Genomic DNA, 19,021 nt, shown 5'->3' with positions numbered 1-19,021 from the left:
TCATCGGCTGCACCCGCGCGGCGGCGCTGCCGGCGGAGGGCTACGCCGGCGAGGCGATGACCGGCTTCGCCCTCGCCCGCGCCGAGACCACGGTGGTGACGCGGCGGCTGGACGACCTCGACCGCTTCACCATGAAGGACGGCTACGATGCCGCCCAGGCCCTGCTGTGGGAACTGAGCGGCGCCGCCCCCTCGGCCGACGACACCAACACCTTCGCCTTCCTGACCATCGACGGCCTCAGCCTGGCCGAGGAACGGGTGGCGAGCGCCGTCGGCATGGCGCTGGGGGCGATCCCGCTGTTCGGCGGCTCGGCGGCCGACGACCTCAAGTTCCGCGACACGGCGGTCTATCACGACGGCGCCTTCCACCGCCGCGCCGCCGTGCTGACCCTGGTCCACAGCCGGCGGCCGTTCCGCGTCTTCAGCACCCAGCACTACGTCGCCACCCCGGCGCAGGTGGTGGTGACCGAGGCCGACCCGGCCCGCCGCATGGTGCTCGCCCTCAACGGCCGGCCGGCGGCGGAGGAATACGCCCGCCTGCTGGGCGTGGTACCGGCCGAGCTGACGCCGCAGCTGACGGCGGCGCGGCCGCTCATCTTCCGCATCGGCGGCCGCAACTACCCGCGCGGCATCGAGACGGTGGGCCGCGACGGCGCCATCACCTTCGGCTGCGCCATCGACACCGGCCTTGCCCTCTCCATCGCCGACGGCGTCGACCCGGCGGCCAACCTGGAGGCCCTGTTCGGCCGCCTGCGCCAGAGCCTCGGCCCGCTGGAATTTACCTGGGCCTGCGACTGCGCCGTGCGGATGCTGGAAATCCGCCGCCGCGGGCAGGAAGGCGGGGTGGCGCGGCTGTTCCGCGACAACGCGGTGGCGGGCTTCGCCAGCTTCGGCGAGCAGGTCGGCACCATGCACGTCAACCACACCTTCACCGGCGTCGCCTTCGCCCGGCCGGAGGCGGCGGCGGCGCCCGAGGTGGTGACCGGCAGCGCCCGCAACCTGCTCATCCACGAACCCGCCGCCGACGATGCACCGCAGCCGCCGCTATCCGCCGCCATGGCCTGGAGCGAGGCGGCCGACAGCGGCGGCGGCGGCGAGGTGGAGGAATTGCGCCGCATCGTCCGCGCCCTCATCGACCGCAGCCAGCGCGACGCCAACCTGCACAGCGACAATTTCTCGCTGTTCCAGAACGCCATCGTGCTGGAAGACACCGTGCGCCGGCGCACCACCGAACTGCTGTCGGTCAACCAGCAGCTCAGCCGCGAACTGGCCGAGCGCCGGGAAATGGAAGAGGCGCTGCGGGTGGCCAAGGCCCAGGCGGAACAGGCCAACCGCATGAAGAGCCAGTTCCTCGCCGCCATCGGCCACGACTTGCAGCAGCCGCTCAACGCCGCCCGCCTGTTCCTCGGCACCCTGAGCGAAAAGGTGTGGCTGGACGACGACCTCGCGCTGCTCGACCGCATCACCGAAAGCCTGGGGGCGGTGGATGACCTGCTCGGCGGGCTGCTCGACATCACCAGCCTGGATTCGGGCGTGGTGCCGGTGGCGGTGCGCGAGGTGCCGCTGAAGCCGATGATCCGCCAGCTGGGGGCCGAATACGCGCCGCAGGCCTCCTTGCGCGGCGTGCGGCTGAAGAGCCTCGCCGCCGACGTGGCGGTGCGGACCGATCCGGCGCTGCTGCAGCGGGTGCTGCGCAACCTGCTCAGCAATGCCCTGCGCTACACGCCGGAAGGCAAGGTGCTGCTGGGCTGCCGGCGGCGCGGCGACGGCGTGTGGATCGAGGTGTGGGATACCGGCATCGGCATGCCGCGCGAACGCCTGCGGGAAATCTTCCAGGAGTTCCGGCGGCTGGACAATCCGCGAGCGCCGGGCGGGGCGCGCGGCCTCGGCCTCGGCCTCGCCATCGTCGACCGCATCGCCGACATGCTGGGGCTGGAGATCACCGTGCGGTCGGAGGAAGGGCGCGGCTCGGTCGTCGCCGTGCGGGTGCCGCTCGGCAGCGGCGAGGCGGTGGCCGACCGCGACACCGCCGACACCGCCCGCGAGGCCGACCTGGAACGGGCCCTGCGCGGCCGGCGGGTGCTGGTGCTGGACGACGATCCCGCCATCCTGGACGGCATGCGGGCGCTGCTGGCGGCGTGGGACTGCGTGCCGCTGACCGCCGACGGCTTCGTCGCCGCCATCCGGGCGCTGAAAGACCCCGGCGGCCCGCCCGACCTGATCATCGCCGACTGGAACATCGGCGACCCCGACCTGACCGGCCTGGATGCGGTGCAGGCCATCTGCGCCCGGCTGAACCGGCGGGTGCCGGCGGTGGTCATCACCTCCAGCCGCGACCGCGAGGTGGCGGAGGCGGCGGGCCTGCACGGGCTCGGCCTGCTGCACAAGCCGGTGCGGCCGGGGCAGCTGCGCTCGGTGATGGCGCTGCTGCTCCTTTCGGCGGGCGCTGCAAACGCCCCGTGACGCAGCGTCACGAATGCGGGTAGGCTGACGGATCGCACGGTTCCAGAGGGGTTGAAGGAGGGGGCGAGAGCATGGCGGCAGCGGCGGAGCGCGACATCCTCATCGCCGGCGGCGGCGTGGCGGGGCTGGTGCTGGCCCGGCTGCTGGCGGTCGACGGCTGGCGGGTGACGCTGGCCGGCCTGCCGCGCGCCGCCGCCTGGGAAGGCATCTCGCCGCGGGTGGTGGAAGGCCTGCGCCGCGCCGGCTGTGCCGAGGCGGAAGCCGCCTGCGCCACCGTGGTGCCGCGCTCCGGCCGCTGGAACGGCGAGCTTCATGCCGCCAACGTGGAATGCCTGGTCGAACGGCCGCTGTTCGATGCCGCCCTGTGGCGCGATGCCGCCGCCGCCGGGGCGGAGGTGATCGAGGGCGTCACCACCGCCACCGACCGCACCGCCGACGACGGCGGCTGGCGCCTGACCGTCCGGCTGCCCGACGGCGGCGGGCGACATCGGAGCGGCGGTTTCCTCATCGAGGCGCGCGGCCGCAAGGCGCCCAAGGCCGGGCCGCCGCGCTGGAGCGGCCCCCACACCGTCGCCCTGGCCCGCGCCTATGACGGTCCGCCGCCGGCGCGGGCGGAAAGCGGCGTCACCGCCATGCCCGACGGCTGGGGCTGGTTCGCGGTGCTGGCCGACGGCCGCCGGCTGGTGCAGGTCTTCGCCGATGCCGCCGAGGTGCCGCCCCGCGATGGGCTGTCCGCCTTCCATGCGGCGCGGGTGGCGACGGCGCCCGACCTGCTGGCGTGGATCGGCGACGCCCGGCCGGTGGGCGAGGTCTCCGCCCGCGACGCCACGCCGCTGATCACCGCCGAGGCCGATGCGCCCGGCCTGCTGCGCATCGGCGATGCCGCCTTCGGCATCGATCCGCTGTCGGGCCACGGCACCTATGAGGCCATCGGCGGCGCCCTGATCGCCCGGCCGGTGGTGGCGACGCTGCTGCGGCGACCGGCCGACTCGGCGCTGGCGCTGCAGTTCCATCGGGAACGGGTGGTCGATGCCTTCCACCGCCATGCCCTGGCCGGCCGCGCCTTCTACCGCCAGGAAACCCGCTGGGCTGACCGCCCGTTCTGGCGCGACCGCACCGGCTGGGACGAGGCGCCGCCGCCCGCGCCGCCGCCGCCGCCGCCGCGCCCGCTGGTGGCGGAGCGGCCGGTGATCGAGGACGGCGTCATCGTCGCCCGCCGGGTGGTGGTGACGGCGCAGCACCGGCGCGGCATCCTGTCCATCGACGACGGGCCGCTGGCGCCGCTGCTCGATGCCGTGGCGGCCGCGCCCGGCGCCGGGGCGGCGGCGCTGGCGTCGGGGCTCGGGCGGGCGCCGGCGCAGGTGGACAAGGCGCTGGCGTGGCTCGCCCGCCAGGGATTGCTGCCGCTGGCCGCCTGACGGGCCGGCGGAGAACGACACACAGGGACACGCGCACGGCCGCCGATCAACGAGCGGCCGGCGACGGGACAAGGGGGAAGCACAGGCCAGGGACCGCCACGGTCCACAGGGAGAGTACGGAGCAACCGATGACCCGTTTCCTCATCGCCGATGACCACCCGCTGTACCGCGAGGCGCTGGTACACGTTCTCGGTCGCGCCTTCGACGATGCCTGCTGCCAGGAAGTGGCCAGTCTGGCCGATGCCCTGGCGGCGGTGGATGCGGCCGAGGCGGACCCCTTCGACGTCATCCTGCTCGACCTGTTCCTGCCCGGTGCCGAGGGCTTTTCCGGCCTGGCCGCCATGCGCACGCGGGCGCCCGACGTGCCGGTGGTGATCGTCTCGGCATCGGAACGGGGGGAGGCGGTGCGGCAGGCCATGACCCTGGGCGCCGCCGGCTACCTGCCCAAATCCTCCACCGCCGCCATCACCGAACAGGCGATCCGGCTGGTGCTGTCGGGCGGCTGCTACCTGCCGCGCCAGGCCATGCTGGAGGATCTGGCGGCGCCGTCCTCCGCTGCGGTCGTTGGCTGCGGCGGTTCGGCGGTGGATGCGGCGGCGGCCTCGGCCAGCCTGACGCGGCGGCAGGCGATGGTGCTGGAGAAGCTGGCCGAGGGCCTGTCGAACAAGGAAATCGCCCGCGCCCTCGACATCACCGAGATCACGGTGAAGGCGCACATCTCCGCCATCCTGCGCAAGTTCGGCGTCACCACCCGCGCCCAGGCCATCGTCGCCGCCAACCGGGCGCTGGCGGTGTCGGAGCGGTAACGTCAGCCGGCGCCGGCGGCCATCAGGGCTTCCACTTCGGCCAGCAGCGGGGCGGCATCCGAGGCGCCGCGCCGGGTGGTGGCGAGGCCGCCGCAGGCGGAGGCGAAGCGCACCGCATCGGGCAGGGCATCGCCGCGCGCCAGGGCATAGGCCAGCCCGCCGTTGAAGCAGTCGCCGGCCGCCACGGTGTCGATGGCCTTGACCGGGAACACCGGCACATGCCCTTCGCCGGCCGCCGAGCGCCAGTAGACGCCGCCGGCGCCCATCTTCACCAGGGCGATGGGCAGGCCGCGGTCGGTCATGGCGGCGGCGGCGCGGGCGGCGGAGGCGATGTCGGTCGGGCGGATGCCGACCAGGGCCTCGGTCTCGGTCTCGTTCGGGGTCATGCAGTCGACCGTCTGCCACACCGCTTCGGGCAGCGGTTCGGCCGGCGCCGGGGCGGGGTCGAGGATGACGAGGCCGCCGCCGGCCCGCACCTGCCGCGCTGCCTCCAGCGCCGAGTCGAGCGGCACTTCCAGCTGCAGCAGCAGCACCTTGGCCTCGGCCAGCAGCGCCGCCTGACGGGCGACGTCGGTGTGGTCGACGGCCATGTTGGCGCCGCCGATGACGGTGATGCAGTTTTCCGCCTGCGCATCGACGCCGATGACGGCGATGCCGGTCAGGTGGTCGGGGTCGGCGTAGAGGTGGCTGGTGGCGACGCCGAAATGGGCCAGCCGCTGCCGCGCCAGGGTGCCGAAGGTGTCGACACCGGTGCGCCCGGCCAGTTCCACATGACCGCCGAGGCGCGCCACCGCCACCGCCTGATTGGCGCCCTTGCCGCCGAGGCCGATGGAATAGCTGTCGCCGTGGACCGTCTCGCCGGGGCGCGGCAGGCGGGGGGAATAGGCGGTGACGTCGACGTTGGTGCTGCCGAAGACGACGATGGTCATGATGTCCTCCCGCGCGGGCGGCCGACCGAACGGCGCTCGACCAGCCGCGGCCTGAGCTTGAGGACGCGCGGCAGCGGCGCGCCGCCGTCCAGGTGGTCGATCAGCACGGCGGCGGCGCGGGCGCCCAGCTCCGGCACCGGCTGGTGAATGGTGGTCAGCGGCGGCGCCATGAAGGCGGCCAGCTCGACATCGTCATAGCCCATCACCGACACGTCGTCGGGCACCACCAGGCCGCGCTCGTGGGCGGCGCACAGGGCGCCCATGGCCATCATGTCGTTGAAGCAGAACACCGCCTCCGGCCGCTCCGCCGCCGGGCGGTCGAGCAGCCGCGCCATGGCGGCGCTGGCGCCGGCGACGGTGAGGTCGGCGGTTTCCATCATGGCGGGCGGCAGCGGCACGTCGGCGGCATCCAGCCCGGCCATGAAGCCGGCCAGACGCTCCGCCGATCGCGGGTGGCGCTGCGGCCCGGTGATGCAGGCGATGCGGCGGAACCCGCATTCGGCCAGATGGCGGGCGGCCAGCGCCCCGCCGGCGAAACTGTCGTCGGAAATGACCGTGGCGGCGCCCGCTTCCTCGGCATCCAGCACCACCGTCGGCACCTCGGCGGCGGCGGCCAGTTCGGCGGCGAGGCCGGGCTGCTGGTTGGCGGTCAGCACCACCAGGGCGTCGATGCGCTTCATGCGCAGGGTGGCGAGGTAGGCGACCTGCTTGTCGCGGTCGTCCTCGGTATTGCACAGGACCAGGCTGTAGCCACGGGCGAAACAGGCCGCCTCCACACTGTGGATGAGGGCGGCGAAGAACGGGTTGGTGGAGGACGTGACCACCATGCCGATGCTCTGGGTGCGGTTGCCCTTCAGCGCCCGCGCCACCCCGCTTGGGGCATAGCCCAGACGGTCGATGACGGCATGCACCCGCTCCGCCGTCTCGGGCGCCACGAAGCGGGTGCCGTTGATGACGTGGGAGACCGTGCTGACGGAGACCTGGGCCTCCCGCGCGACGTCCTTGATGGTGGCCATGGCCGCGGTCCTGCGGGGTGAGGGAGGGCGCGCGGGCGACAGGGATGCCGCCGCCCGCGCCGGGCACGCTGCTTTTACTTCTGAATGACCTTGAGGGGAACCGGGGTGTAGTCCGGCACCGCCTCGCCCTTGACGACCTTGGCGGCGGTCTCGACGCCCATCTCGCCGATCATCGCCGCCTGCTGGGCGACGGTGGCGACCATGGTGCCGTTGTTGACGGCGGCGACGCCGTCGTCGGTGCCGTCAAAGCCGACCACCTTGATGTCGCGGCCGGAGGCCTGGATGGCCTTCAGGGCGCCGAGCGCCATTTCGTCGTTATGGGCGAACACCGCCTGCACGTCGCGCTGCGCCTGCAGGATGTTCTCCATCACGTTCAGGCCCTTGGTGCGGTCGAAGTCGGCCGGCTGGCTGGCCACCACCTTGATGCCCGCTTCCGCGTCGACGATGTTGTGGAAGCCCTGGCCACGGTCGCGCGCCGCCGAGGTGCCGGGCACGCCCTGCAGTTCCACCACGTTGCCGCTGCCGCCCAGCAGCTCGACAATCAGCGTGCCGGCCATCTCGCCGCCGGCCACGTTGTCGGAGGCGATATGGCTCGCCACCTCGCCGCCGTTGGCGGCGCGGTCGAGCGTCACCACCGGCACCTTGGCGCGGTTGGCGGCGCGCACGGCCGAGCGCACGGCGTCGGAATCGGTCGGGTTGATGAGCAGCACGCTCACCTTCTTGTTCACCACGTCCTCGACGTTCGCCAGTTCCTTGGCGGGGTCGTTCTGGCTGTCGAGCACCAGCAGCTCGTAGCCCAGTTCCTTCGCCTTGGCGGCGGCGCCGTCCTTCAGGGTGACGAAGAACGGGTTGTTGAGGGTGGAGACCACCAGGGCCATCTTCTCGGCCGCCTGGGCCGTCATGGTCGAGCCGAGGAGAGCCACGGCCGCCACGGCCATCGTCAAAGCCTTGCGCATGATGACACCTACCTTTCCCGGTTTCTGTTCTGTTGATGCTTGGACTGTGCTTCACGCTGCCTTCTTGCCGCGGCTGTCGACCAGCACGGCAAGCAGGATGACGGCGCCCTTGGCGATCATCTGGTAGTAGGACGAGACCTCCATCAGATTGAGCGCATTGTTGAGGACGCCGATGATCAGGGCCCCGACCAGGGTGCCGAAGATGTGCCCGCGGCCGCCCATCAGGCTGGTGCCGCCCAGCACCACGGCGGCGATGGCATCCAGCTCGTAGGCGGTGCCGGCGGTCGGCTGGGCGCTTTCCAGGCGGGCGGTGAGGATGATGCCGGCCAGCGCCGCCAGCAGGCCGGAAACGGCGTAGACGGCGATCTTCAGGCCGGTGATGTTGATGCCGGCCAGCCGCGCCACCTGCTCGTTGCCGCCGACGGCATAGACGTAGCGGCCGAAGCGCATGTGCGACAGCACGAACCAGCAGACGATGAACACCAGCGCCGCCAGCAGCACCGGCACCGGCACGCCCAGTACGTACTCGCCGCCGATGGCCCAGAAGCCTTCCGCTGCCTGGCCGTCGATGGTGCCGATGGGGCGGCCGTCGGTATAGACCAGGGTGGCGCCGCGCAGCACCGTCATGCTCACCAGGGTGGCGATGAACGGCTGCACCCCGCCGACCGCGATGACGGCACCATTGGCGGCGCCGAGCGCGGCGCCCAGCGCCAGGGTCGCCGGCAGGGCGATCCACAGGTTGGCGTCGGCGGCGACCAGGCTGGCGCAGACGGCGCCGGTGAAGGCGAGCACCGAGCCCACCGACAGGTCGATGCCGGCGGTGAGGATGACGAAGGTCATGCCCACCGCGATGATGGCGTTGATGGAGGTCTGGCGCAGGATGTTCAGCAGGTTGTCGACGGTCAGGAAGCTCGGGCTGAACAGCGACACCACCACCATCAGCAGCACCAGGCCGACCAGCGACTTGTTGGCGGCCAGGAACCGCAGCACCGGGTTGCCCTGGGTGGCGGGCGGAAGGGTGCGGCGCGCGTCGGTGCGGGGAGGGGAGGGGTTGGTCATGGCGGTGGTCCTTCCTCAGGCGACGGCGCGTTCCAGGATGCTTTCCTGCGTCGCCTCGCCGCGCGCGAAGGCGCCGGTGACGCGACCGTGGGACAGCACCAGGATGCGGTCCGACAGGCCCAGCAGCTCCGGCATGTCCGACGACATCAGGAGCACGCACAGGCCCTGTTCCTTCAACTGGTTGATCAGGCTGTAGATTTCGCGGCGGGCGCCGACGTCGACGCCGCGCGTCGGCTCGTCGAGGATGACCACCTTGGGTTCCGCCAGTAGCGACTTGGCGAGCGACACCTTCTGCTGGTTGCCGCCCGACAGGGTCTGCACGGCGGCATCCATGTCCGGCGCCTTGACCGCGAACAGCCGCATGTACTCGGCGACGGCGGAGCGCTCGCGGCCGCCGTCGACGACACCGCCGCGGGTCAGGCGGCCGAGGCAGCCGAGCGCCATGTTGAAGCGGATGGACAGCGGCTGGATCAGGCCGTCGGCCTTGCGGTCCTCGGTGACATAGGCGATGCCGTGGCTGACGCCGTCGCGCGGGCTGCGCAGGCGGACGGGCGCGCCATCCAGCCGCACGCTGCCGCCCCAGATGGGGTTGGCGCCGTAGATGGCGCGGGCCAGTTCGGTGCGGCCGGCGCCCATCAGCCCGGCGAAGCCCACCACCTCGCCGGCGCGGGCCTCGAAGCTGGCGCCGGAGACGCCCTCGGCGGTCAGGCCTTCCACCTGCAGCCGCACCGGGCCGGGCCTGGCGGCGGTATAGGGGTACTGGTCGGTGATGCTGCGGCCGACCATGTGGTGGATCAGCTCAGCCTCGCTCAGGCTGGCGACCGGGCCGGTGAAGGTCATGCCGCCGTCGCGCAGCACGGTGACGTCGTCGCACTGGGAGAAGATCTCGCCCAGGCGGTGGGAGATGTAGATGATGGCCTTGCCGTCGGCCTTCAGGCCGCGGATGGCATCGAACAGGATGCGGGTCTCGACGTCGGTCAGGGCGTCGGTCGGCTCGTCCATGATGATGACGGCGGCATCCAGCGACAGCGCCTTGGCGATCTCCACCATCTGCTGCGCGCCGACGCCGAGGCGCCCCACCGGCCACGACGGGTCGATGTGGTCCTGCTTCAGCCGGTGCAGCAGGGCGCGGGCGCGCTCGTGCATGGTGCGCCAGTCGATGGTGCCGAGGCGGGTGCGCGGCTCGCGGCCGAGGAACATGTTCTCCGCCACCGACAGGCCGGGCAGCAGGTTCAGTTCCTGGTGGATGATGGCGATGCCGGCGTCCATGGCCTGGCGCGGCGTGGTGAAGCGCACCGGCTGGCCCTTGAAGCGGATCTCGCCGCCCTCGTCGGGATGGTAGATGCCGGTGACGATCTTCATCAGCGTCGACTTGCCGGCGCCGTTCTCGCCCACCAGCGCCAGCACGCGACCGGGCAGGGCGACCAGATCGACCTTCTCCAGCACCCGCACCGGGCCGAAGGTTTTCGAGATGCCGTGAAGCTCAAGGAGCGGCGCCGTCATGGCCGGCCTCCGTGATGGGACGACGGGAAACTCCGACCACGATGGATCAGAAGGTCACGCCGGCATAGAGGATGACGTTGGCGTAGGGCGTGCACTCGCCGGTGCGCACCACGGCGCGGGCCGAGGCGGTCGTCCGCTTGAAGTCCTCGTGGCTGACCCGGTCGATGGCGATGGTGCGCCCCTGAGCCCGGCCCAGCGCCTCGATGGCGGCGACGAAGCGGGGGTAGAGGTCGCGGCCGGCATGCTGGAACTCGCCGGCGATCAGGACACGCTCGACCTGAAGCTCGCCGGTGATGGCATCCAGCACCTGGAGGAAGGAGGGCACGCCGGGAGAAACCGCCACGTCGATGCGCTCCGGGCCCTCGGGGATGGGCAGCCCGGCATCGCACACGACAAGACCGTCGGTATGCCCCATGGACGCGATCACATGGGACACTGCGGGGTGGAGAAGGCCGGTCTTCTTCATGGTGGTTTCCTCCCGGCGAGACCTACAGTCGTGAAAATGCCACCGCGCAAACGTTTGCGCAAACGTTTTCGTCGCCGCGGCGCAGCATCGGGCGGAACCCCTTGCATCGGCTGGAAAGGGGCAGGGGCCGCTTGCGCCGCCGCGGACAGGACAGCGCCGCAGCAGCGCAACCTGGTGCAAGACCCGGCGGCCCGAGTCGGGCATTCTGCTCCCCGGACAAGGAGGAGAGCCGTGCGTTTCCGAGACTCATTTTCCCCCGCCTCCCTGTGGCAGGGTGCCCGCGACAACCTGGGCATCGGCGTCGCCGTGTCGGGCTACGGCGCCGTGTTCGGCGTGCTGGTGGCCGGCAAGGGCATCTCGCTGGCGGCCATGGAGGCGATGAACCTGTTCATCTTCGCCGGCGCGTCGCAGTTCATCATGGTGGAGATGTGGCACCCGCGTGCGGTGGCGGCGGAGATCATCCTCGCCGCGCTGATCGTCAACCTGCGCTACATGCTCATCGGCGCCAGCCTGCGGCCGCTGTTCCTCGGCCGCCCCTTCGCCCACAAGGCGGCGGGTATGCATCTGGTGGCCGACGAGAACTGGGCGGTGACCATGAATGCCCACGCCCGCGATCCCGACGCCCTGAGCCCCGGCCATCTGCTGGGCGGCGGCCTGTGTCTGGCGGCGTTCTGGCATGCCTCCAGCATCGCCGGCCATGCCCTCGGCGGCGTGCTGCCGGCGCCGGAGGTGCTGGGGCTCGACTTCGCCTTCACCGCCGTGTTCCTGGCGCTTGCCATCGGCCTGTGGAAGGGGCGCGGCGACGTGCTGCCGTGGCTGGTCACCGGCGTCACCGCCTGGGCGGCGGCGGCGCTGCTGCCGGGCAAGTGGTACGTGCTGATCGCCGCCGTCGCCGGGTTCGCCGTCACGGTGGCGCTGCATGCCCGCCGCCGGTCGCTGGAGGAGTGCCGCGCCGATGCCTGAGATACTGCTTGATCCGCTGGTGCTGATCATCGCCGGCGTCGCCGTCGGCACCTATGCCCTGCGCCTGGGCGGCCTGCTGCTGGCCGACCGCCTGCCGCGCAAGGGCGCCATTGCCGCCGGGCTGGAGCGCCTGCCGGGCATCGTGCTGCTGGCCCTGGTGGTGCCGGCGGTGACCGACCTGGGCCTGCTGGGCATCGTCGCCGCCACCGCCACCGCCGCCGCGGCGATCCTCAGCCGCAGCCCGCTCCTGGCCATGGTGGTCGGCGCCGGCGTGGTGGCCGGGGCGCGGGCGCTGGGGTGGGGGTGAGGGGTGTGGGTTGTTGAACCACCAAGACACAAAGACACCAAGAATAGGTTCCTCATCCCGCCCGCTGCCGAGTTGAACGGACGGGTCGTGGTGAGTATTCAAGGGGGGCTGGGAGGCTGCCTTGGTGTCTTCGTGTCTTGGTGGTTAAAAAGCCGCCCGACCTCTTCGATTAACCCCCCGCTTCCTCCGGCGTTCTGGCGGTGATCTGCAGGGCGTGGATGCGTTCGGCCAGTTCTTCCTTCAGCACGTCGAACACCAGCCGCTGGCGGGCCACGCGGGTCTGGCCGGCGAAGGCGGTGGAGATGATCTCGACCCGGAAGTGGGTCTCGCCGCCACCGTCCACCGGGGCGTGGCCGTCGCCGTGGCCCTGGGTGCGCAGGGCGGCGATGCGGTCGGCGTGGCCGGCGTGGCGGTGGCTGTCGTCGTGGATGACCAGGCGGGTCGGCGCGAAGGCCTGGGTCAGCTTGGTTTCCATGCGCTCGCGGATGGTGGGCATCGGGGTCCGGTCCTTGCCTGAACAGGCCCCGAGGGTGGGGCGGCGGCGGCGGTTCGTCAAGCCTGCGGCGGCCGCTTTGTCCGGTTGCCTGGAAGCGGCAACGCCCGCATATTGTCGCGATGAACGGCCGCAGACATGCCCCTTATCCGTTCGGCGTCAAGGAACCGCCCCGCGTCACGGCCCATACCTGTGCCTGGCCCGGCTGCTGCGAACCCGCCGAATACAAGGCTCCCAGGGACCGCACCCTGAAGGAGTACGATTGGTATTGTCTGGCCCATATCCGCGAGTTCAATCGCAACTGGAACTATTACGCCGAGATGGACGAGACCGAGGTCGAGGCCTCGGTGCGCGCCGACACCACCTGGCAGCGGCCGTCGTGGAAGCTTGGCCACATCCACCGCACGCTGGAGAATTCCACCGCCGCCTATCGCGCCTTCAAGGCCGGGCGGGTGCGGGATTCGTTCCGGGTGTTTGACGAAGACATGAGCGCCGCCGCCGACCAGCGGCGTTACAACAGTCAGTACGCCGCCGGCCGCCCGCCGCGCGGCAGCGACCCCGACAAGGCGCTCCGGGTCATGGACCTGGAGTGGCCCTTGACGCGGGAGGCCCTGAAAGCGCGATACAAGGAACTGGTCAAGCGCTACCATCCGGACCTCAATCCGGGCGACAAGGCGGCCGAGGAGCGTTTCAAGGCCGTCAACCACGCTTACCGGACCCTGCTTGGCAGCGTCAGCGCCTGACGCCGCCGGCAGAGGGGCCCGGACCACACAGTGCAATTGGCTTCGAGGAGGATCATGGAGGTCGGCGCCAACATCCTGACGGGCACCCCGGACACCGAAATCTCGGTGCGCGAGGTGTTCGGCATCGAATCGGACATGACCGTTCCCGCCTTCAAGGACGGCAGCGAGTACGTGCCCGATCGCGATCCGAACTACCTGTTCGACCGCGACACCACCCTTGCCATTCTGGCCGGGTTCAAGTTCAACCGCCGCGTGATGGTCCAGGGCTACCACGGCACCGGCAAGTCGACGCACATCGAGCAGGTGGCGTCGCGCCTCAACTGGCCGTGCATCCGCGTCAACCTCGACAGCCACGTCAGCCGCATCGACCTGATCGGCAAGGACGCCATCGTGCTGCGCGACGGCCAGCAGGTGACCGAGTTCCGCGAGGGCATCCTGCCGTGGGCGCTGCAGCACGCCTGCGCGCTGGTGTTCGACGAGTACGACGCCGGCCGCCCGGACGTGATGTTCGTCATCCAGCGCGTGCTGGAGGTGGAGGGCAAGCTGACGCTGCTCGACCAGAACCGCGTCATCCGCCCGCACCCCGGCTTCCGCCTGTTCGCCACCGCCAACACCATCGGCCTCGGCGACACCACCGGCCTCTACCACGGCACCCAGCAGATCAACCAGGGCCAGATGGACCGCTGGAACATCGTCGCCACGCTCAACTACCTGGAGCATGACGCCGAGGCCGACATCGTGCTGAAGAAGCGCCCGGAATACGACACCGCCGAGGGCCGCAAGACCATCTCGGCCATGGTGGCGGTGGCCGACATGACCCGCGCCGGCTTCATCAACGGCGACATCTCCACCGTCATGAGCCCGCGCACGGTGCTGACCTGGGCCGAGAACGCCCAGATCTTCGGCGACGTGCCCTTCGCCTTCCGCCTCACCTTCCTCAACAAGTGCGACGAGACGGAACGGCCGGTGATCGCCGAGTACTACCAGCGCTGCTTCGGCGAGGATCTGCCGGAAGCCCCGGTGCGGGTGGTGGCGGTCTGACGGCCGCCCCATCCTTCGCCCGCCCGCGCGGCTGAAGGGAGTACACAGCAAGCATGGAACGCAGAGGCCCCGCGCCCAAGCCCCGGCCCAGCTCCAACCAGCCGGGCAAGCTGGCCAGCGGCGATCCCAACCCGACCGAACTGGTGAAGCGGGCGACCGCCGCCTGCGTGCGCGCGCTGTCGGGCGAGCGGGACGTGACGGTGACCTACACGCCGCTCACCTATGCCCAGAACGCCGCCTCGGTGGTCGGCAAGTCGGTCCGCCTGCCGCTGCCGGCGGCGCGCATGACGCCCGACATGGTGACCCGCCTGCGCGGCGTCTCCGACAGTCTGGCCATGCGCCTGCGCCACCATGACGACCACGTCCACCACCGCCGCCAGCCGCAGAGCCGCGAGGCGCGCGAGGTCTACGACGCGCTGGAACAGGCGCGGGTGGAGGCGCTGGGCGCCCGCAAGCTGAAGGGCATCGCCCGCAACCTCGGCGGCACCATTGAACAGCGGCTGGCCGGCGAGGGCTACGGCCAGATCAACGAGCAGAGCCGCATCCCCCTGCACGAGGTGCTGCGCCTTTACGCCCACGAGCGGTTCGGCGCCGTCGAGACCGGCCCCACCATGCGCCACATGGTCGACCTCTGCCGTCCCTATCTGGAGGGCAAGCTCGGCGAGCATCTGCCCCGCCTGATGGAGCTGATGGACGACCAGGGCGCCTTCGCCGACGAGACCCGCCGCCTGATCGCCGACCTGGAGCTTGAGGACGACGACATTGAGGAGGTGGAGCGCCGCGAGCAGGAAGAGGACGAGGCCGCCGGCGGCAATCAGGACAAGCCCGAGGAAGGCGACGCCGACGAGCCGCAGCAGGGCGGCCAGCAGCAGTCCGGCGACGACGGCATGGATGCCGGCTCGGAGGCGGCGCCGCAGGACGAGGCCGGCGAGGGCGACAGCGAGGAAAGCCAGGCCATGATGGCCGGCCAGGGTGAGGGGACGGAAGAACCCTCCGGCCCCAGCGCCGAGCCGGCCCGCCCCAAGCCCGGCCACAACGAGGGCGACGACCCGCTGCGCTATCGCGCCTACACCACCCGCTTCGATCAGGTGGTGGAGGCGGTGGACCTGTGCGACCCCGACGAACTGACCCGCCTGCGCGCCCAGCTCGACAACCAGCTGGCGCACATGCAGGGGGTGGTGTCGCGCCTGGCCAACCGGCTGCAGCGCAAGCTGATGGCCAAGCAGACGCGGTCGTGGGAGTTCGACCTGGAGGAAGGCATGCTGGACGCCAGCCGCCTTGCCCGCATCGTCGCCAACCCGCTGCACAGCCTGTCCTTCAAGATGGAGAAGGACATGGACTTCCGCGACACGGTGGTGTCGCTGCTGATCGACAATTCCGGCTCCATGCGCGGGCGCCCCATCGGCGTCGCGGCCATGAGCGCCGACATCCTGGCCCGCACCCTGGAACGCTGCGGCGTGAAGGTGGAGATCCTCGGCTTCACCACCTCGGCCTGGAAGGGCGGCAAGAGCCGCGAGATGTGGGTAGCCGGCGGCAAGCAGCCCAATCCCGGCCGCCTGAACGACCTGCGCCACATCGTCTACAAGAACGCCGACGCCCCCTGGCGCCGCGCCCGCCGCAACCTGGGCCTGATGCTGCGCGAGGGTATCCTGAAGGAGAACATCGACGGCGAGGCCCTGCTGTGGGCCCACAGCCGCCTGATCGGCCGGCCGGAGCAGCGCAAGATCCTGATGGTCATCAGCGACGGCGCGCCGGTGGACGACTCCACCCTGTCGGTCAATCCGGGCAACTTCCTGGAGCGGCACCTGCGGGAGGTCATCCAGGCCATCGAGACCACCTCGCCGGTGGATCTGGTGGCCATCGGCATCGGCCACGACGTCACCCGCTACTACCGCCGCGCCGTCACCATCATGGACGCCGAGGAACTGGGCGGCACCGTCATGCGCCAGCTGACCGACCTGTTCGACGAACCGCCCCGCGCCCGCGCCTCTGGTCGCGGGTGGGAACGGGCGGTGATATGACCTTGGGCGAGGGGGCCGGCGGCTCCCTCGCGGATGCCCGTCCTCCTGCGCTACACTCCGTGCCCGTCGTCATCCGGCGAAACGGGGAGGGGTGGATGAGCATTCAGGGGAAGGTGGCCGCCGTGCTTGGCGGCCTGGGCGGACTTGTCGCCCTGGCGGTGCCGGTGCAGGCCGCCGGGCCGGTGCGGGAGGTGCCGCCGCCGGCCTGCGCCACCATGAACACCACGGTCGAGATGGTCGAATGCGCCAGCTGGGAGCTGGAGCAGGCCGACCGCTGGCTCAATCAGGTCTACACCATCGTCCGCGGCGACCTGCCCGACGATCAGGCGAAGACCCTGCTGCGCGACGCCCAGCGGGCCTGGGTCGCCTTCCGTGATGCCGCCTGCGCCGCCGATGCCGACGAGGTGCGCGGCGGCACCATGGCGCCGCTGGTGGAAATCGGCTGCCGCACCTTCCAGACCAAGCAGCGGGCCCGCGACCTGGGCGCGCGGCTGCTCGGCATCGACCCGCCGCGGTTCGAGGCGGAGGACGTCGGCCGCCAGCTTGGCGCCTTCGCCTGCGACGGCCAGCTGACCGAGGCCCGCCTCGGCCTTTCCCCCACCGGCGATACGGGGCGGGAGCTGGAGGTGCAACTGCTGGTCGGCGACGGCGCCTTCGTCTGGCCCATCGACCCCAAGGCGCAGGACGCGGTGTGCGGCGCCGACGTCAGCCTGTGGGTGGTGGAAAACCCGAAGGTTCCCAACTGCCCGGCCCTGGCGGTGGATGACGGCCAGTGCGACCGCATCCTCGTCTACTGGGACGGTCGCGAGTTCGTCACCCGGCGCAACTGACCGCTCCGCCTATTCCGCCACCAGGGCGGAGGTCCGCGCCTGCTGCGCCATGAACTGGCGGCGGCGCGGGCGCGGCGGATGCAGGCCGGTGACCAGCTCCTCGTACTCGGGTGTGTCGTCGGGGCCGAGGATGCCGCGGCGGATGCAGAAATCCAGCAGCACCAGCGGGATGTTGAACTTGAAGTCGTCGCTGTCGCGCAGGCGGGCCAGCACCTCCTCGGCATCCATCAGGTGGAAGGCCTGGTGCTCGCCGTCGGTGGAGGCGGGGGTGAAATCGGCCGGCACCTCGATGTCGAACAGCACCAGCGTGTCCACCTTCAGGCCGGCGTCGCTTTCCATGGTGTAGCTGACGGTGCCGGCGGGGCGGGCGGTGCGGGCGATGGCGGCGGGCAGGCCGGTCTCTTCCTCCGCCTCCTTCACCAGGTTGTCGAGGAAGGTCATGCCGGCCGGCTGGCCGCCGCCGATGAAGCTGTCCAGCTTGTTGGGCTCCACCCGCTTGTCGGGCGCCCGGTGGCCGATCCACAGCCGGTAGCCGCCATCGGGCCGGCGCACGTAGCCGGTGGCGTGGACCCCCCAGGCCGACAGGCCGAACAGCGGCGCGGCGGCGCGGTCCAGGCGCAGAAGCTCGGGCTCGTGCCAGCCCTTCTTCACCGGATAGAGTTCCCGGCGCAGCGGCTCGACGGCGCCGTCGGCGGCCAGTTCCTCCAGCACCGTGGCCACCGCCTCGGACCGGTCCTGCGGCGTCGCCACGTCGGGGTGGATGCACAGCGCCGTCTCCTCCACCCGGAACACCGCCGGAAAGCGGGTGAGCAGGGCGGCGGTGGCGTGGCGCACCCAGCCCACGGCGGTACCCGCCACCAGGAACCGACGGAACCCGGACAGATCGTGGCTGTTGCAGCGGTGGATGTGGCGCAGGTAGCTCATGGCGATCCTCCGGGGCTGGCGGTGGGGGAGGTTCTTCCTGCACGGTAACGCATGGGGCGCCGTTGTGCAGCAATCGGATCGGGCGCAAACGACGGCGCGTTACGGTTGAACATCCAAAGCTTGAATTGTTCCGGGCGTCCAAAGGTTCCCTTGGCGCCCCCGGCGGTGCTATAGGAGGGCGTCACCGGCCGGGCTGACAGTCGACACGGGCCCCCAACCGCCGGTGCGGACGTGACATTTGAACGGATTCTGCCACAATGCTGACCGGATTCCGGGGCGGTCCCCGTGACCGCGCCGCTACGAGCGGGACCGAGGCGCCGGCCGGTGCCGACGTCCTGCCGGGGGAGAGCAGCAGCATGCCCGCGACCCTGATCGTCGTCGCCCTCACCAGCATCCTGACGGTGCTGTGGCTGTTCGGCGCCTGGCAGGCGCTGGTGCCGGCCGAAGGCTTCGGTGCCCTGACGCCGTCCGAAAGCGCCGCGGTGCTGGCCGCCCTGGCGGCGCCGCCGGCGGTGCTGTGGCTCGGCCTCGCGGTCGGCACCGCCGCCATGTCGGCGCGGCGGTCGGAACGGGCGCTGCGGGCGGTGCTGCACCACACCCGCCGGGCGACGGAACAGGCCGAGGTGCAGGTCCGCACCCTGCTGCAGATGCAGGAAGACACCCGCCGCCGCCGCATGCTGGAAGGGCTGGACGAGGCCCTGGCCGACATGCGCGGCAGCCTCGCCCTGATCGCCGAGCGCACCGGCCTGCTGTCGCAGGACGAGACGGAACTCACCTGGGCCCGCACCGCCGCCGGCGACCGCTGGGCCTTCGCCAATGCCTTCCTCACCCCCTGGGCCTACCAGCCGGAGCTGCCGGAAATCGTCGGTGAGCGGGTCGCCCAGGCGCCCGAGGCCGCCGCCGCCCTGCAGGCCTATCTGCGCCGCTGGCGCCGCCTGCTGGTGGTGCTGAAGGAGAACGAGGCCGACAAGCTGCTGCGCGAGACGCTGGAGGACGGCCCCGCCGACCGCCTGTCCGCCTTCTTGATCCGGGTGGAGAAGACCGCCGTCGGGCTGATGGCGCCGCCCCCCGCCCCGGCTGCCGA

The 19,021-nt window shown here is 71.4% G+C and carries 17 protein-coding genes and 1 pseudogene; 10 read left to right on the top strand and 8 right to left on the bottom strand.

Going from position 1 to position 19,021, the window contains the following annotated elements; all coding sequences use genetic code 11:
• From ABD056_RS10735 to ABD056_RS10725, 3 genes are all read left to right on the top strand, one after another.
• Positions 1–2,462 (top strand): NahK/ErcS family hybrid sensor histidine kinase/response regulator (locus tag ABD056_RS10735; protein ID WP_343866565.1); only part of this gene is annotated, 2,462 nt, incomplete at its 5' end.
• 71 nt (positions 2,463–2,533) lie between these two features.
• Complete coding sequence (gene qhpG, locus ABD056_RS10730; RefSeq protein ID WP_343866564.1) at positions 2,534–3,880, top strand: flavin-dependent monooxygenase QhpG; 1,347 nt, start codon at positions 2,534–2,536, stop codon at positions 3,878–3,880.
• Positions 3,881–4,008: 128 nt separating this feature from the next.
• Positions 4,009–4,686: a response regulator gene (locus tag ABD056_RS10725; RefSeq protein WP_343866563.1), complete on the top strand. Its 678-nt coding sequence runs from the start codon at positions 4,009–4,011 to the stop codon at positions 4,684–4,686.
• A 2-nt stretch (positions 4,687–4,688) separates the two neighbouring features.
• Here ABD056_RS10725 and rbsK read toward each other — a convergent pair whose 3' ends face one another.
• The 6 genes from rbsK to rbsD all read right to left on the bottom strand — a co-directional run bounded on the left by rbsK (position 4,689) and on the right by rbsD (position 10,615).
• On the bottom strand, positions 4,689–5,615 hold the full coding sequence (rbsK, locus tag ABD056_RS10720) for a ribokinase (protein WP_343866562.1): 927 nt from the start codon (positions 5,613–5,615) through the stop codon (positions 4,689–4,691).
• Positions 5,612–6,631, bottom strand: coding sequence for a LacI family DNA-binding transcriptional regulator (locus ABD056_RS10715; protein WP_343866561.1), 1,020 nt, complete (start codon positions 6,629–6,631; stop codon positions 5,612–5,614). Before ABD056_RS10715 ends, rbsK begins: the two co-directional genes overlap by 4 nt.
• 74 nt (positions 6,632–6,705) lie before the next feature.
• Positions 6,706–7,587 carry a ribose ABC transporter substrate-binding protein RbsB gene (rbsB, locus tag ABD056_RS10710; RefSeq protein WP_343866560.1) on the bottom strand — a complete coding sequence of 294 codons (882 nt, stop codon included), beginning with the start codon at positions 7,585–7,587 and terminating at the stop codon, positions 6,706–6,708.
• Between the two features lie 51 nt (positions 7,588–7,638).
• Positions 7,639–8,646 (bottom strand): ribose ABC transporter permease, encoded by a 1,008-nt coding sequence (rbsC, locus tag ABD056_RS10705; RefSeq protein WP_343866559.1) that lies wholly within the window; start codon positions 8,644–8,646, stop codon positions 7,639–7,641.
• Positions 8,647–8,661: 15 nt separating this feature from the next.
• Positions 8,662–10,149 carry a sugar ABC transporter ATP-binding protein gene (locus tag ABD056_RS10700; protein WP_343866558.1) on the bottom strand — a complete coding sequence of 496 codons (1,488 nt, stop codon included), beginning with the start codon at positions 10,147–10,149 and terminating at the stop codon, positions 8,662–8,664.
• A gap of 46 nt (positions 10,150–10,195) precedes the next feature.
• Positions 10,196–10,615: a D-ribose pyranase gene (gene rbsD / locus ABD056_RS10695; RefSeq protein WP_343866557.1), complete on the bottom strand. Its 420-nt coding sequence runs from the start codon at positions 10,613–10,615 to the stop codon at positions 10,196–10,198.
• Between the two features lie 231 nt (positions 10,616–10,846).
• Here rbsD and ABD056_RS10690 point away from each other — a divergent pair, with 231 nt between their 5' ends.
• On the top strand, positions 10,847–11,578 hold the full coding sequence (locus tag ABD056_RS10690; protein ID WP_343866556.1) for an AzlC family ABC transporter permease: 732 nt from the start codon (positions 10,847–10,849) through the stop codon (positions 11,576–11,578).
• Complete coding sequence (locus ABD056_RS10685; protein WP_343866555.1) at positions 11,571–11,885, top strand: AzlD domain-containing protein; 315 nt, start codon at positions 11,571–11,573, stop codon at positions 11,883–11,885. Before ABD056_RS10690 ends, ABD056_RS10685 begins: the two co-directional genes overlap by 8 nt.
• A 169-nt stretch (positions 11,886–12,054) precedes the next feature.
• Here the strand turns inward: ABD056_RS10685 and ABD056_RS10680 are convergent, their stop codons facing one another.
• Positions 12,055–12,381: a BolA family protein gene (locus ABD056_RS10680; RefSeq protein WP_343866554.1), complete on the bottom strand. Its 327-nt coding sequence runs from the start codon at positions 12,379–12,381 to the stop codon at positions 12,055–12,057.
• Positions 12,382–12,500: 119 nt separating this feature from the next.
• Between ABD056_RS10680 and ABD056_RS10675 the strand changes: the two genes are divergently transcribed.
• From ABD056_RS10675 to ABD056_RS10660, 4 genes are all read left to right on the top strand, one after another.
• Complete coding sequence (locus ABD056_RS10675) at positions 12,501–13,121, top strand: J domain-containing protein (RefSeq protein WP_343866553.1); 621 nt, start codon at positions 12,501–12,503, stop codon at positions 13,119–13,121.
• A 54-nt stretch (positions 13,122–13,175) separates the two neighbouring features.
• Complete coding sequence (cobS, locus tag ABD056_RS10670) at positions 13,176–14,162, top strand: cobaltochelatase subunit CobS (protein WP_343866552.1); 987 nt, start codon at positions 13,176–13,178, stop codon at positions 14,160–14,162.
• Positions 14,163–14,215: 53 nt separating this feature from the next.
• Positions 14,216–16,183, top strand: coding sequence for a cobaltochelatase subunit CobT (cobT, locus tag ABD056_RS10665; protein WP_343866551.1), 1,968 nt, complete (start codon positions 14,216–14,218; stop codon positions 16,181–16,183).
• A gap of 95 nt (positions 16,184–16,278) precedes the next feature.
• Positions 16,279–17,013, top strand: coding sequence for a lysozyme inhibitor LprI family protein (locus tag ABD056_RS10660; RefSeq protein ID WP_343866550.1), 735 nt, complete (start codon positions 16,279–16,281; stop codon positions 17,011–17,013).
• Between the two features lie 9 nt (positions 17,014–17,022).
• On the opposite strand, the gene ABD056_RS10655 is transcribed toward ABD056_RS10660, so the two are convergent.
• A complete protein-coding gene (locus ABD056_RS10655; RefSeq protein ID WP_343866549.1) occupies positions 17,023–17,937 on the bottom strand; it encodes an NUDIX hydrolase in 915 nt (304 codons plus the stop codon).
• A 356-nt stretch (positions 17,938–18,293) separates the two neighbouring features.
• Here ABD056_RS10655 and ABD056_RS10650 point away from each other — a divergent pair.
• Positions 18,294–19,021 (top strand): annotated as a pseudogene (locus ABD056_RS10650) (hypothetical protein); the annotation flags it as partial.

The sequence above is a fragment of the Caenispirillum bisanense genome (genome assembly GCF_039523075.1).
In the GTDB taxonomy this organism is placed as follows: Bacteria; Pseudomonadota; Alphaproteobacteria; order Rhodospirillales; family Rhodospirillaceae; genus Caenispirillum; species Caenispirillum bisanense.
Note: the sequence above shows the minus strand (reverse complement) of the source record. Positions and strands in the feature narration are given on the sequence as shown.

Coding starts and splice junctions, on each gene's coding strand:
- qhpG (WP_343866564.1), top strand. CDS start 2,534: ATGGCGGCAGCGGCGGAGCGCGACATCCTCATCGCCGGCGGCGGCGTG.
- ABD056_RS10725 (WP_343866563.1), top strand. CDS start 4,009: ATGACCCGTTTCCTCATCGCCGATGACCACCCGCTGTACCGCGAGGCG.
- rbsK (WP_343866562.1), bottom strand. CDS start 5,615: ATGACCATCGTCGTCTTCGGCAGCACCAACGTCGACGTCACCGCCTAT.
- ABD056_RS10715 (WP_343866561.1), bottom strand. CDS start 6,631: ATGGCCACCATCAAGGACGTCGCGCGGGAGGCCCAGGTCTCCGTCAGC.
- rbsB (WP_343866560.1), bottom strand. CDS start 7,587: ATGCGCAAGGCTTTGACGATGGCCGTGGCGGCCGTGGCTCTCCTCGGC.
- rbsC (WP_343866559.1), bottom strand. CDS start 8,646: ATGACCAACCCCTCCCCTCCCCGCACCGACGCGCGCCGCACCCTTCCG.
- ABD056_RS10700 (WP_343866558.1), bottom strand. CDS start 10,149: ATGACGGCGCCGCTCCTTGAGCTTCACGGCATCTCGAAAACCTTCGGC.
- rbsD (WP_343866557.1), bottom strand. CDS start 10,615: ATGAAGAAGACCGGCCTTCTCCACCCCGCAGTGTCCCATGTGATCGCG.
- ABD056_RS10685 (WP_343866555.1), top strand. CDS start 11,571: ATGCCTGAGATACTGCTTGATCCGCTGGTGCTGATCATCGCCGGCGTC.
- ABD056_RS10680 (WP_343866554.1), bottom strand. CDS start 12,381: ATGCCCACCATCCGCGAGCGCATGGAAACCAAGCTGACCCAGGCCTTC.
- ABD056_RS10675 (WP_343866553.1), top strand. CDS start 12,501: ATGAACGGCCGCAGACATGCCCCTTATCCGTTCGGCGTCAAGGAACCG.
- cobS (WP_343866552.1), top strand. CDS start 13,176: ATGGAGGTCGGCGCCAACATCCTGACGGGCACCCCGGACACCGAAATC.
- cobT (WP_343866551.1), top strand. CDS start 14,216: ATGGAACGCAGAGGCCCCGCGCCCAAGCCCCGGCCCAGCTCCAACCAG.
- ABD056_RS10660 (WP_343866550.1), top strand. CDS start 16,279: ATGAGCATTCAGGGGAAGGTGGCCGCCGTGCTTGGCGGCCTGGGCGGA.
- ABD056_RS10655 (WP_343866549.1), bottom strand. CDS start 17,937: ATGAGCTACCTGCGCCACATCCACCGCTGCAACAGCCACGATCTGTCC.